Origin of the sequence: Mucilaginibacter ginsenosidivorans (genome assembly GCF_007971025.1) — a bacterium.
Taxonomy (GTDB): Bacteria; Bacteroidota; Bacteroidia; order Sphingobacteriales; family Sphingobacteriaceae; genus Mucilaginibacter; species Mucilaginibacter ginsenosidivorans.
The window spans coordinates 3,172,868-3,186,363 of sequence record NZ_CP042436.1 but is presented as its reverse complement, the minus strand read 5'-3'; the positions used below and the strand labels follow the sequence as shown (position 1 = coordinate 3,186,363).

At 48.1% G+C, this 13,496-nt stretch carries 10 protein-coding genes; 3 read left to right on the top strand and 7 right to left on the bottom strand.

Annotation, left to right across the window (positions count from 1 at the left end):
* Positions 1-98: 98 nt before the first annotated feature.
* Together FRZ54_RS14555 and FRZ54_RS14550 are read left to right on the top strand one after the other, a co-directional pair.
* Positions 99-1,334 carry an MFS transporter gene (locus FRZ54_RS14555; RefSeq protein ID WP_147032316.1) on the top strand — a complete coding sequence of 412 codons (1,236 nt, stop codon included), beginning with the start codon at positions 99-101 and terminating at the stop codon, positions 1,332-1,334.
* Positions 1,334-1,966 carry an HAD family hydrolase gene (locus FRZ54_RS14550; protein WP_147032315.1) on the top strand — a complete coding sequence of 211 codons (633 nt, stop codon included), beginning with the start codon at positions 1,334-1,336 and terminating at the stop codon, positions 1,964-1,966. Before FRZ54_RS14555 ends, FRZ54_RS14550 begins: the two co-directional genes overlap by 1 nt.
* A gap of 13 nt (positions 1,967-1,979) precedes the next feature.
* Here the strand turns inward: FRZ54_RS14550 and FRZ54_RS14545 are convergent, their stop codons facing one another.
* The 4 genes from FRZ54_RS14545 to FRZ54_RS14530 all read right to left on the bottom strand — a co-directional run bounded on the left by FRZ54_RS14545 (position 1,980) and on the right by FRZ54_RS14530 (position 7,385).
* Positions 1,980-2,795: a helix-turn-helix domain-containing protein gene (locus FRZ54_RS14545; protein WP_147032314.1), complete on the bottom strand. Its 816-nt coding sequence runs from the start codon at positions 2,793-2,795 to the stop codon at positions 1,980-1,982.
* A 46-nt stretch (positions 2,796-2,841) separates the two neighbouring features.
* Positions 2,842-3,873 carry an SDR family NAD(P)-dependent oxidoreductase gene (locus FRZ54_RS14540; RefSeq protein ID WP_147032313.1) on the bottom strand — a complete coding sequence of 344 codons (1,032 nt, stop codon included), beginning with the start codon at positions 3,871-3,873 and terminating at the stop codon, positions 2,842-2,844.
* 103 nt (positions 3,874-3,976) lie between these two features.
* Entirely contained in the window at positions 3,977-6,835 is a 2,859-nt protein-coding gene (locus tag FRZ54_RS14535) for a hypothetical protein (RefSeq protein WP_147032312.1), read from the bottom strand.
* 37 nt (positions 6,836-6,872) lie between these two features.
* The gene (locus FRZ54_RS14530; RefSeq protein WP_147032311.1) at positions 6,873-7,385 is read right to left on the bottom strand and encodes a DinB family protein; all 513 of its coding nucleotides are present in this window, start codon (positions 7,383-7,385) and stop codon (positions 6,873-6,875) included.
* 277 nt (positions 7,386-7,662) lie between these two features.
* On the opposite strand from FRZ54_RS14530, the gene FRZ54_RS14525 reads away from it, so the two are divergent.
* Entirely contained in the window at positions 7,663-9,111 is a 1,449-nt protein-coding gene (locus FRZ54_RS14525) for a L,D-transpeptidase scaffold domain-containing protein (protein ID WP_228462498.1), read from the top strand.
* Between the two features lie 96 nt (positions 9,112-9,207).
* Here the strand turns inward: FRZ54_RS14525 and FRZ54_RS14520 are convergent, their stop codons facing one another.
* From FRZ54_RS14520 to FRZ54_RS14510, 3 genes are all read right to left on the bottom strand, one after another.
* Complete coding sequence (locus tag FRZ54_RS14520) at positions 9,208-10,014, bottom strand: murein L,D-transpeptidase catalytic domain family protein (RefSeq protein ID WP_147032309.1); 807 nt, start codon at positions 10,012-10,014, stop codon at positions 9,208-9,210.
* Between the two features lie 224 nt (positions 10,015-10,238).
* Positions 10,239-10,817, bottom strand: a complete 579-nt coding sequence (locus tag FRZ54_RS14515; protein ID WP_147032308.1) for a nitroreductase family protein — start codon at positions 10,815-10,817, stop codon at positions 10,239-10,241.
* Between the two features lie 162 nt (positions 10,818-10,979).
* Positions 10,980-13,412, bottom strand: coding sequence for an alpha-ketoacid dehydrogenase subunit alpha/beta (locus FRZ54_RS14510; RefSeq protein ID WP_147032307.1), 2,433 nt, complete (start codon positions 13,410-13,412; stop codon positions 10,980-10,982).
* Positions 13,413-13,496 lie beyond the last annotated feature (84 nt).

The following is a 13,496-nucleotide window of genomic DNA, read 5'->3' as shown; positions in this document are numbered from 1 at the left end:
TTTCTCAGCAATGGGGAAATTACCGTAAGCTCAATGTCAAAAGTTAAATATTTCAGGCTTTGTGCTTTAAGCTTTCTGCTTTCAGCTAAATTTGGTAAATGCTTTCCTCTCCTATCCAATTATACAAAAAAGCATACAGCGGCCTTTCACGAAACAGCTGGTACCTGTGCCTGGTGATGTTCATCAACCGGAGCGGCACCATGGTTATTCCGTTCATGACCATCTATTGCCGCCACGAGCTGCATTTTTCCATCAGCCAGTCGACATTGGTGATGGGGGCCTTTGGGGCGGGCTCCATTTTAGGCGCCTTCATCGGCGGGAAAATAACCGATAAGATAGGGTTTTATTATGTACAGGTGATGGCGCTGCTTATCGGCGGTTTGCTGTTCATGGTGTTGGGTTACCAGGTGTCTTTTGCATCCGTGATGGCAGGATCGTTTGTACTCAGCATATGCAATGAAGCATTCAGGCCGGCAAATTCAACCGCTGTGGCCTATTACAGCAGCGGCGGAAATCTAACGCGTTCCAATTCGCTCAACCGTTTGGCCGTTAACCTTGGCTGGGCATTTGGCGGCCTGCTTGGCGGTACTTTGGCAGGTATTAACTATCACCTGCTGTTTTGGGTTGACGGCAGCACCAATATCCTGGCGGCCCTGCTGTTGCTGAAACTGATACCCGCCTCGAAGGTTATGAAACAGATCCGCAAGTCTATCATGACCGGTAAAGCCGCATCGCCATACCAGGACGGCGTCTACCTGGCATTCATAGTTTGTGCCATTATATTCGCTACCTGCTTTTTCCATGTGTTCACCATGCAGCCACTTTATTATAAGGGCCCATGGCATTTCAACGAATTCTTTATCGGGCTGCTGATGGGCATAAACGGTTTGCTTATTGTTATTTTCGAAATGGTGATCATCCACAATCTCGAGAACAAACGGCATCCTTTAAACTATATCTGTGTTGGGTCGCTTGTTATAGGCGCAGGCTTTATATTGCTCAATTTCCTGCCGCCATCCTATTATTCGGCATTTGCCGTACTGATATTCATTACCGTGGGCGAAATGCTGGCCATGCCTTTCATGAACTCTTTCTGGATAATGCGCACCACACCCGCCAACAGGGGGCAATATGCCGCCATGTACACCATTGCCTGGTCGGTGGCACAGATCATATCCCCCCTGCTTGGGGGCCAGGTGGTAACCTATTCGGGTTATTATGCCCTGTGGTGGGTTACGGGCGCTATGTGCCTTGGCGCGTCCATCGGGTTCCTGGTGTTGTTCCGCAGGAATTTTAAACAGAAACATATACCTATTGAAGAAACCGTATTCTGATGAAGAAAGCTGTAATATTTGATCTTGACAATACCATTTACCCGGTAAGCTCTATCGCCGGCAATTTGTTTAACGGCCTGTTTGCTGTGCTCGACCAAAATGCGCACACCATAAACCAGAATACTGATGATACCGTCGGCAAAATCAAGGAGGAAATGACCCGCCGCCCACTCCAGTACATCGCTGATAAATATGGTTTGGATGAGCATATTCGCAATGAAATGACCGAGGTATTGCGTAACATGACCTATGACGAACCCATGCGGCCTTTTGACGATTATAATCACCTTCGTCAAATACCGCTCGACAAATACCTGGTAACAACCGGCTATCTAAAATTACAATACAGCAAGGTGCGGCAACTGGGAATTGAAAACGATTTCAGGGAAATTATCGTAGTGGACCCGGATGTGAGCCGGAAAACCAAAAAGGACGTGTTTGCCGGGATCATAGAGAAATATGGTTACGAGCCGCAGGACCTGCTGATCATTGGCGACGACCCGGACTCGGAGATCAAAGCGGCTTTAAGTTTGGGCATCGACACTTTTCTGTACGACCCAACCGGCAGGTATCACCAGGAAGCATCTACCCACCGTTCTGATAAATTAAAGGACGCCCTGTATCTGTTGTAGCTTATTTTGATTATCACGACCCTATTTCTTCAGTGGGAGCATACCCAAATTGCCTCTTAAAAGCATAATTGAAATGGGAAAGGTTTTCAAAACCGGTTTCGAGGTATACTTCTGAAGGTTTCCTGTTTTTTTGCCTTACCTGGTAATGTGCCAATTCAAGCCGTTTGCGGGTGAGCCATTTTTGCGGCGTGGTTTGAAACGCCTTTTTAAAGTCGCGCTTAAAGGTAGTAAGGCTGCGGCCCGTTAAGTAGCCGAACTTCTCCATCGGCATATTGAACATATAATTCCGCTCCATAAAATTAACCAGGTTTATCTTTCCAGGCTCGGCAAAATTAGCCAGGTGCCGGTCGATACCGGGTGCAATGGCCCTGAGTACATGGATCGCCTCTTCTATTTTGAGCGCCGCGATAGCGTCGGGCAATTGCTCTTTCAGGTCGAAATACGGAACCAATGAGGCCAGGCAGCTTTTCAGCAAAGGGTGTTGCCCCAGTGTCTGAAAAGTAAGCTGATGAGCGACAGTATGCCCGGGCGATGCTTCGTTCTTCTCATAATATTCTTTAAGCCTGGTGGTGGTAAGATGCATAACTACTGACCGGTGCGGCAACCCGTCTTTTGGATAATTAAGCACCGTAGCCAGCATATGGCGCGGGAACAGCAAGGTATCTCCCGCGCCAACCGTATACGTATTATCAGCCTGTACTATCCTGGTTTCACCGGAGATGAGCCAAACCAGCAGGTGGTCCTCGAACAAGACATCGGCTTTAAAAAAACGATCCTCAAAACAGGATCGTTTGATGTCATTATGGATGTATTCTATCTGATATGCCATAACCTGCGTGTTCTGTAAAATTAATAAAACGAAACCCAATACCCGCTCAGACGGCAGTAAAGGTTACACCGGTCAGTTTTTCGCTCAAACTCCAAAGCCGCCTGGCATTAGCCGCATCTACCGAATAAGGCTGTACACCGCGCAGCGTTGCGGGGTCGCCGTACTGATGGTCTATGTTGCCAAGATCAAGTTCGGCCACGTCACCATCTTCGCAATACACGCCGCCTATCCCGTTAAGCCGCGGACTTGTAGCGCACCATAAAGAGGTAGCCGCTCCCTGCGATACGGTTTTAAGCTTTTTGGCAACTTCCGGGTAGATGTTTCCATCTGCATCATGCGTACCCATTTGCTGAAACAGCTCCATAGGGGCCACGCGTCCCAGATCGGTGCCATTTACCGCGCCGGGATGTACCGCAAACGCACGCACGCAGGCATGTTGACCACGCTGATCTAATTCTACCGTAAACAGTATATTGGCAGTTTTTGACTGGCCGTAGCCTTGCAAGGTCTCGTAACTGCGGCGTTCAAAATTTGGGTCGTCAAAGTCAAACGGCGCCATCTGGTGCCCGAAGGAAGATAAGTTGATCACCCGGGCGCCTTCTGCCCGTTTTAATGCTGGCCAAAGCCGTGCGGTAAGCTGAAAGTGCCCCAAATGATTGGTGGCAAGTTGCGACTCATAACCGCGTGAGTCGCGCTGAAGAGGCACCCACATTATTCCTGCATTATTAATGAGGATGTGGAGCGGGCTATTCGTTCCTAAAAATTCTCCGGCAAAGGCATCGATGGATGCCGGGTCCGCCAGGTCGAGCTGCCCGACGGTGACGTTGGTTATACCCGCCAGGTTTTTTAGTGCCTTATCCATATCGCGCGCCGGTACTATCACATTGGCGCCCGCGGCGGTTAAAGCTTTCACCGTTTCCAAACCTATGCCCGCGTAACCGCCGGTTACGATAGCGGTTTTCCCGGCCAGTTCAATACCCTGCATTACATCTGCAGCAGTTGTGGTGGCGGAAAAGCCCGAGCCGATCTTTTGTTGCAAGGCCTCATTATAGTTGCCTGTTCTTTCTTTTGTTTTCATCTTCGATTGCTATTTGATACAAGCAAAAGTAGATGAATACCAGGCGGGCGGTTTTGTTTAAAAGGCCGAATTATTTTGTTTTAAGGGCCATTTTTAGCAGCGGTTATTTTGATTTTTCCGCAGTGTTTCGCTTGTTGATAACCAGCTTTCTCCGCACCGTGCCCAAGTTTCCATTCAGGTCGGTCCCTTCAGCAATGATGGTGTAGGTGCGCGGCTCGGTTCCGGCATAAAAAGTTACGGTCGCTTTGCCGGCGGTATCGGTATTGATATTGGGTTCCCAGTCGATTGTTGGCCGCAGGTCGGCCATGCGCAATGTGTCGTTCAACTTGTATTTCGGCTTATAAAATTGCCTGGGCCAGCTTAGGGCCAGCGGCTTGAAAAGGAATGTTCCGGGGGTGTTCTTGATCAAAGCGCTGTGGCCGTATCTTGTTGTAACCTCGATAAAGGCAAATTCCCGTACCGACCGCTCCATTACAGGCGCCATCATCCATTTGCCCCGCCTCAGATAGTTACTGTAATATTGGGGCGAGATGTTCACCTCGATTCCTTTAATATCCTCGGCCGAATGTGATTTCAGGTACAATTTAAAATCGCCAAAGGTAAACTTAGGGAAAAGGTCGTCGATATCAATACCATCGATGATGAGTATTACAGGGCGGTCGTAAATAAAATACCAGCCACTACCGCCTCCATGAGTGATATAGTTATTTTCAAATTCTGTAACTTCCCTAAAATCTTTCCTGTTTAACCAGTTCGGCGTTGGAAAAGAAGACTCCCTGAAACCTTTGATCTTCTCTTCAAATAACTGGAAGAATGTTTTCTTACCGGCAGCTTCCAGTTCTTTTTCATCCACTACAATATCAGCATTACCAGGGCCATTAAGGTTTTCCGACCCCTTTACCGTCTTTTTGGCCGTGATCTTTACTTCCTTCAACATCTTGCCACCGCCGGGGTTATATTCCTGCTCCCGCATACGGATATTGCTTTTTACCTGGTTTATGCGTGTGGTATCGGTGTTTACATACCATGGTATCGCCAACGGGTATACCGGGGCAGTAAACAGCGGAGGTACAAACTCATCCATATCAATATTGACATTAAAACTTTTACCGTGTTTTGTACGGGCCTGGAGTATAAATACTGCGGTATCGACCCGCGGGAACCCGTTAAATATAAATTTGCCGTAGTTGTCGGTCACCGTGTCCATCACTATCGCCGGTGATTTAGACAATAATATTACCGGCGATCGTTTCAAGGCCGAGCCAAAAACGTTGTCCACCTTCCCGCTTACTGTATATTCTTTCTCAGCAGCAAAAGGCATTGTTTTGCCGGCCGGTTCATAGCTCACCCAACCCTGTGTAAGCAGCAAATTATCAAGCGCTTTCCACGCCGTTGTGTCGTTTTTAAAATACCATGCGGCGTCTTCCACATAGCCCTTCAGGTCGGACGTTAGCAGCATACGGGTGACGATATTATTCGGGGTATCGGCCCTAACCTGTGTATCATCAGTAACCGCCAGCGAGAAATTACCGGAAACAGGCTGACCGGCAGCATTTGTTACGTTAAGCTGTAGGGCTATGCTGTCCTTGGTGGCATAAAACGCTTGACCAGGTTCTATATTGATATGTAATCCATCATAATGGTCGATAAAAACAAGCCGTTCATTCAGCGGCTGGCCTCCGGATGTGGCGAGGATAAAATGCGTGATACCCGACGGGAACAAACTTTTTGCGATCCGGTGCCGGATGACGTTCCCTTTTTCGAAACTAAAAGCCGCCGCATAGCAAACCAGGCCCCTTGCTTTGGCTATTAGAAAATATTGATTACCCGGCCGGGCAAGATCGGCGGTACAGGAAATTGTAACCCCAACAGAATCGCTTTCCATCGGGTTTTCAAGGTGCAGCGATGTCCCCGAAGCTGTTACCGGTGGCAAGGTGTAATTCTTTGTTATGCCCGGCGAAAGGTTAACGCTTGCGGTATAGGTTTCACCGGCTTGCGGCGTCAATTCAAAACTGCCCATGCCTTTATGAGCCGGGGCGAAAGAAGCAACCTGCTTTCCCGACCTATCGACTATAACTCCAGTCACATCCCGGCCACGGCCATCTTCTCCTAATGCTTTAAACCCGACAAGATTATGCAATCCGCCTACAAAGGCACCGCCTTCTGGCATAAACTGCAGATCAACGTCGCCCGTCGCGTTGGTCGTAACAGGGACTATCGCCTTACGCGTTTTATCCTCATTCTCAACCTGTATTTGCGGGTTTACTGCTTTATCCGGCAGCAAAAAATTAACATCGACCAGGCCGGTATGATCCGTTTTTACTGATTGTTTATAAAGGGCCCTTTTGCCATTAAAAACTTTTAGCTGAAGCAGGGAGTCGGCAAAAGGACTTTTATTTATATCGGTCAATTGCAAGCGGGCACGCACATTATTCGCTGGATTTATGCCTATTTGGCTGTTTATGAGCCAACTGTTTTCGCCGTAACCGGCTACCCTGAAATGCTTGTAAAAGAAAACCTCAGCAGGAAAATTTCTCATCCAGTTGGTATAGGCCCTCAGCGTGTATTCACCGGGTGTAAAGTCTTTTTCGTTTAAAGGTATATCGCCCCAGGCAACTCCCCGGGCAACGGCGAAAATATATTGCTTCACAACCCGGTTGCTGTCGGCAGCGATGTCGATATGCAGGATACCGCTTTGGGCCGAAAGTAAAAAAGTAGGTGCATTAAATATATAAGCTTTGAACCAAAGTGTATCCCCTGTAACGTAATCGGGTTTATCGGTTTGCAGGTACAGCTTTTCGGCTTGTGATATTTTGGCGACGCTATCCGAATGCGCCGTCAGTGTAACCAATCGTGATTGTGAAGGCGTTGCCTGGGCAAAGGCGCGGATATGCACACAAAGGAGCGAAAACACCACCAGGCACGACAACACATACCTGTATAAATACAGATGCTTCTTCAAAGGATTACAGGTTTATAAAACTAAGATAACGAATATTTTAGTTTTGCAAAACTCTAACTGTAACTAAAAGCTGGCCGGTGTGCCGCATGGTGTGTTCGGCAGCGTGTGTAAGCAGGCCAATAACTGTGGATGGTATCTGCATTCGCCCTACGCCACGTACATCGGTCAGCGTGTTCTCGTCAGTACCGGCGAGTTGTGCCAATGCTTTATCAACCTGGGTATTGAAACGGTTTATCAAACCTTCCATATCCAGGTTATTGGCGGCTTCCTTGCCTTCGGCTATCAGGTCGCCACGCTGTTCGTCGGTCAGCGCCTCGCCACGTGCGTAGGTAAAAAGCCGGTCGAGCACGCCGGCAAGATGCTGCAAATGAAAAGCAGGACAGGCCATGCCCGACGGCTTTATCCAAAGGAACACTTCGGGAAAATCCATCATCATGGCATTAACCTCTTCGCGCGATTGCAATAACGTATGGGCAACAGGCTGAAGCAGCGGCGGGATGCCTTCAACCGGGCCGCGCAGCCAAACCTCGGGTTTTTTTTCTGTTTCCAATAGATGCTGATGTCTTAATAAAAAAATAACAGGTAAAACTTTCCGGGCAAATTCAATATAGCTAAATTCGCGCCGCTTAAATGTTCGGTACCCGCCATCAAAATTACCGCAAAATTGTTATATTGTAATGGTTAATAATGAACGACAAAAGCTGAAAGAGAGAAAATTCAATATGACAACGCCGGGCCGATCCCCAAAAACCTTATTATATACGTTGGCATTACTGTCCGGTTGTTTGATGATCACCATAAACGGGTGTAAGAAAAAACGCACTGAAATGGGGCAAACGCTGTATAAGCATACCCATAACCCCGCATTTAAAGACGCCGACCCGGAAGAGTTTGCCGCCGTATTCAAAAGAGTGCTCGCGGTAAACCGGGCGAAAATGTCGAACCCGGATTTTATGAGCCATTACTATGCATCAAATGGGTACGAGCCTGTCTTCGTACTTAACCATCTGTGGAACGGCGACGTGGAAACCATGGTGGCATACTACAGAAAAGCGAACGAACATGGCCTCGATCCGAAATTATTTAAGCCGGATCATCTTGTGGCGATGGCCAACCGCTTCAAAGCGGCAAAAAGTTCCATCAAAACCACCCGTGAAGCTTATTACGCTATGGCGAAGCTGGAAATTGCATTGGCGAACTCGCTTATCAATTACTCCGGCGATCTGCAATTTGGCGTGCTGAACCCGCGAAAACTTTACTCGCGCTATTTTATCAAAACGGCACGTCCCGACAGCATATCCATGGGCAGGGTCTTCAACATCGGCGATATGCACGCTTACCTGGATAGCATACAACCGAAGGACCCCGAATACCTGGCCCTGCAGAAAGCTTATCTTGATGGATTTGTGGCAAAAAAAATGAGCAAAGAGGAGACCCGCCGCATATTATTGGTAAACATGGAGCGCCTGCGCTGGAAAAACAAACCCGCAGAAACCCGCTATGTGTATGTGAACATTCCCGACTTCCGTTTGGACGTGATAGACAGCGGTAAATCTGTACTGAATATGAAGGTGTGCGTTGGTGAGGGCCGTAACAAGCAGTACTTAAATTCGCTGGAAAGCTACAACGATACCTGCAAAGAGGACAAACCCTTTCCGCATGAAACGCCGTTGCTGTACAGTGTGATACATAGTGTGGAGGTGAACCCGGTTTGGAACATCCCGCGCAGCATAGCAACCAAAGAGATCATTGTGCAGGCCGCCGACGATCCTTATTACCTGAGTAATAAGGGTATTAACGTATACCATAATGATAAGCTGGTAAAGGATCCGGAAACCATCGACTGGTCGAAGGTTGACCCGCGGAAGGATGAGTATGAATTTAAGCAGCAACCCGGCGACCAGAATTCGTTGGGGAAGATCAAATTCCTGTTCGAGAATCGGAGTAGTGTTTACCTGCACGATACACCCGCAAAGGATGCTTTCCACTATACCATGCGGGCGGTGAGCCATGGCTGTGTCCGGCTGGAAAAACCGCTTGATCTTGCCCATAACCTGTTCAGGGACACGACACGCTACAACCTGATAGCCAAAGATATGCAGGAAGAAGATCCGTCGCCCGAGGATATCGCACTACGGCCAAGGGTACCAGTATATATCACCTATGTAACCTGCTGGGCCGACCAGGATGGCCAGCTGCAATTCAGGCGCGATGTGTACGGGCAGGATATTGTCCTTTACGACCACATGAAGAAATTTCTTTACGGAAATATGTGATGATGAGGAGTGAATGGTGAATAGTGAGCTGTGAATGTTTATAAATCAATTGACGATTCACTATTCACCATTGACCATTGACTATTCACAATTGTCTTATAAACTCGCGTTCTCTGCCTGGCTGCCGTCTATTCCGGGGTAAACATAACTGGCCGCAGTCATTTCATCCAGGTACTTTGAGTTGTACGAATTGTCGTTGCCGTTGATAAATAAAACAGTCTTCCCTTTAATAGTAGCGATCACTTTTTTGATGAGTTTACTGGATACTGCTGGGCAACCCTCGCTCCTGCCCAAGCGGCCAAGGGCGTTGATGGTGCCTTCCGAAACATATTTAGCGCCGTGAACCACGATGCCGCGCGAACGGGCGTTATCATTAAAACCAGCGTCCATGCCATCCAGTTTAAGCGACTGGCCATGTTTGCCATTGTAAATACCATTGGTGATATAAAAGCCGAGGCTGCTGGCGTGCGAATCGTTTTCGTTTGAAAAATATTGAGCCATATCGTCACCGCTGCCGTTACCATGGGCAACCCAGGTATGCAGCAAAATATCTTTATCCAGCAGGTCGATTATCCACATGCGTTTGGCGGTGCTTGGTTTTGCCAGGTCGACGATAGTAAGTACCGTGCTGGTTTGCGGTACTTCGTCCGAAGCCTTCAGGTTGAAATAGCCGGTTATAGCTTTTTGAAAAACGGTGTAATCCAAACCGGCCTCATGTAATTGGGCGGTGTTGTAAATATCTTCAACGTATTGTGAGAAAAGCTCCCTCGCCGACCGGTTTTTGTGAAACTTAACAGAATGAACTTTATTGCGGTGTTTTGTGATCGATTCAGCCTTCCAGCTAATGATAGTAATTGAGAGTAGTAATAAGATACAGGTTACCCACGAGAAACGTTTCTTCATCTTTCTTCCTTTGCTTTTGCTTTACGTTTAATCAATTAACAAGGCTAACCAGCTGCAAATAATCGTGTTATGAACAACAGTTATCCACAAATGTAAAAAATTAACTAAGAAAACAAAATCTTTATTTAAGATTATTTAAACTTTAGGTTAATTAATTTACATTAATATTAACTTTAGCCTGCTTACAATAGCTTGTACGAAAAAGAAACGCTTTTGTTGGGGAATTATTTGAACCAAATGATTTTTTCTTCAATAGGAATTGTCCTGCTCCCTTCCGTGGTTTTGTCGGCGTAGCCGAGGTAGATGATCCCTGCTACATGATCATCCTCGCCTAAATGAAGAAAATTCTTCATCGGCGGGCGCAGCGCCATCCCGCCCGTGCTCCAGAACGAAGCCATGCCAAGCGCTGTTGCACCGAGCAGTATATTCTGCACCGAGCAGGCCACGGCTTCCATCTCCTCGACAACCGGGATCTTAGGCAGGTTGCCGCGCTTCATGGTAACGATAATAACATGCGATGCTTTATCGCCCTGCGTGTACAGGTTCTGGTATACCCCTTCGGCAAAGTTTTCCGGCTCCACATTCTGCTTATATAGTTCGGCATGCTGCCTGCAAAAATCAGGCGGATTAGAATAGACAGTGAACCGCCATGGCTCGGTGTAACCGTGCGTTGGCGCCCAGTCTGCCAGGTCAAGCAGCGATTGCACCTGGTAATCGGGCGCTTTTTTGCCGTTCATCATAGCAGGTTTGGTGCTGCGGCGGGATGTTATAATATTTGATATCGTAGCGAAAATGTTATCCATAGGTAATTTGAGTTTTGAAATACGATCCACCCGGAGTGTGAGTTATATACTTCCTGCATCTGTCAAAAGGGACCGGTGCGACAACGACCGGGGCGAAAATAAGAAAATAAGCAAACCGCCGACCAAATAATTCGGTAATTCAATAAATCAATAATTCAATAATTAATACAGCTCCGGATATTTTGCAGGATTTGCTTCGTGCATAACGGCGTAAACCGCCTCCACGATATCATCTACAGACGGCTTGCTGAAATAATCGCCATCGGTGCCGTAGGGCGGTCGGTGCTCCTTGGCCGAAAGGGTGCGCGGCTGTGCATCCAGCGAATAATACCCCTGCTGATCCTCCATTATTTTTTGCAGGATGTAAGCGGAACCGCCGCCGGGTACATCTTCATCAACCACCAGTAACTTGTTGGTTTTCTTTAATGAAGAAAGGCAAACCTTTTGATTATCAAAAGGATATAATGTCTGCGGATCGATCACTTCGATATGAATACCGATGCTTTCCAATTCGTCGGCGGCTTCCTGTACCATACGCAGGGTCGAGCCGTAAGATACCACGGTAACATCGGCGCCTTCGCGCAATACTTCGGCATGGCCAAGCGGAACAGTAAACTCGCCTACGTTAGCGGGCAGCTTTTCTTTCAGGCGGTAGCCGTTCAGCGATTCGATCACCAAAGCCGGTTCATCGCCACGCAGCAAGGTGTTGTACATACCTGCGGCCTGGGTCATGTTTCGCGGCACACAAATGTGCATGCCCCGCATCGAGTTCAGTATCATACCCAGCGGCGAGCCTGAATGCCATATCCCTTCGAGCCTGTGCCCGCGTGTGCGGACAATAACCGGCGCCTTTTGCCCGCCGCGTGTACGGTAGCTTAATGTAGCCAAATCATCGCTTAAAACCGTTATGGAGTATAGCAGGTAATCCAAATATTGTATTTCGGCTATCGGCCGCAGGCCACGCATAGCCAGCCCCATGCCCTGCCCTATAATGGTTGCTTCGCGTATGCCGGTATCAGAAATGCGCAGGGCACCGTACTTGTTCTGCAAACCGGCAAAGCCCTGGTTTACGTCGCCTATGGCGCCCACGTCCTCGCCAAAAGCCACAATACTTTTATCGCGCTCAAAATTGGCGTCGAAACAAGCGTTCAGCACCTCGCGTCCGTCAATCGACTTCGCATCAGTTTCATATTGTGCAGGCACAACCGGGATATTCAGCGGCGACTGCAGCGTGCCTGTAAAAAGTTTTGAGTTGAAACGTTCATTGTTCCGCTCCTCCTCCAGTTTAAGCCAGCCGATCAATGCCTGCCTGCTGTATAGCTTTTCTTTAACGGTAAGGCGCAGAGCCTTGCGCCCCGCTGCTATTACATCCTTACGTCCCGGATCTATTACCGCTTTCAGTTCGGAAACAATTGTTTTGAGCACGTCGCCGGATTCACTTTCATTGGCTATTTCCTTTATCAGCCCGGCAACCTGGTTCAGCTCAATCTTTACCTCGTCCAGCAATTCGTTCCAGGCCTCCTTCTGGCATTCCCGCACATGTTTTTTTGCAGCGGCTTCCAGTTCGTTCATTTCCTCTTCGGTCGAAATAGCCGATTCGACCATCCATTTACGCATTTGCAGCAGGCAATCGTGCTCATTCTCCCAACCCAGGCGCTCCTTTGATTTATAGCGTTCGTGCGAACCCGAGGTAGAATGCCCCTGCGGCTGTGTCATTTCGGTAACGTGTATCAGCACCGGCACATGTTCTGTACGGCATAGTTCCACGGCGCGTTCATAAGTTTCGCAAAGCGCCACGTAATCCCAGCCACGTACCTTAAATATCTCGTAGCCATTTGTACCCTGCTCGCGCTGGAAACCTTTTAATATTTCGGATATATCCTCCTTGGTGGTTTGCAGGCTTGCCGGAACTGAAATAGCATAAGCATCGTCCCAAATAGAGATGGCCATAGGCACCTGCAAAACCCCGGCGGCATTAAAGGTTTCAAAAAACAAGCCTTCGGAGGTTGCCCCGTTGCCTATGGTACCAAAAGCAACCTCGTTGCCATTAACGGAGAGCTGCTTTAGATACTCAAGTTCCTTATTTTCCCGGTATAATTTTGATGCATAAGCCAGGCCAAGCAGGCGGGGCATGTGCCCGCCGGTGGTTGAAATATCCGCGGCGCAGTTCAGGCTTTCGGCCTGGTTTGCCCAGGTGCCGTCGGCATTAACATAGCGTGTAGCATAATGGCAATTCATTTGCCGCCCCGCCGAAGCCGGGTCTTTTTCGATATCGGGGTGAGCATATAACTGAGCGAAAAATTCTTTAAGATTGCTCATGCCCGTTGCGAACATAAAGGTTTGGTCGCGGTAATACCCTGCGCGCCAGTCGCCCGGCCGAAACGCCTTAGCCATAGCCAGTTGCGCAACCTCTTTACCATCGCCAAAAATGCCAAACTTAGCCTTACCAGTTAAAACTTCGCGCCTGCCCAGTAAACTGGCCTGGCGGCTTTCGTAACCTATGCGATAGTCGTTAATAACGATCTTCTGGAAATCATCAAAACTGAGTTCAGCCGCATTGAATTTGCTGGTAGTGCTTATTGCAGTTTCTGGCATATAATATTTGGATTAGAAGGCAAAATTATAAAATTCTATTTTGTATTTGTCATACCCGGCACACAAAACCCGTCGTTTAACTAA

Excerpts from the sequence above, each read along its gene's own strand:
- FRZ54_RS14555 (WP_147032316.1), top strand. The coding sequence starts at position 99 with ATGCTTTCCTCTCCTATCCAATTATACAAAAAAGCATACAGCGGCCTT.
- FRZ54_RS14550 (WP_147032315.1), top strand. The coding sequence starts at position 1,334 with ATGAAGAAAGCTGTAATATTTGATCTTGACAATACCATTTACCCGGTA.
- FRZ54_RS14545 (WP_147032314.1), bottom strand. The coding sequence starts at position 2,795 with ATGGCATATCAGATAGAATACATCCATAATGACATCAAACGATCCTGT.
- FRZ54_RS14540 (WP_147032313.1), bottom strand. The coding sequence starts at position 3,873 with ATGAAAACAAAAGAAAGAACAGGCAACTATAATGAGGCCTTGCAACAA.
- FRZ54_RS14525 (WP_228462498.1), top strand. The coding sequence starts at position 7,663 with ATGGGGCAAACGCTGTATAAGCATACCCATAACCCCGCATTTAAAGAC.
- FRZ54_RS14520 (WP_147032309.1), bottom strand. The coding sequence starts at position 10,014 with ATGAAGAAACGTTTCTCGTGGGTAACCTGTATCTTATTACTACTCTCA.
- FRZ54_RS14515 (WP_147032308.1), bottom strand. The coding sequence starts at position 10,817 with ATGGATAACATTTTCGCTACGATATCAAATATTATAACATCCCGCCGC.
- FRZ54_RS14510 (WP_147032307.1), bottom strand. The coding sequence starts at position 13,412 with ATGCCAGAAACTGCAATAAGCACTACCAGCAAATTCAATGCGGCTGAA.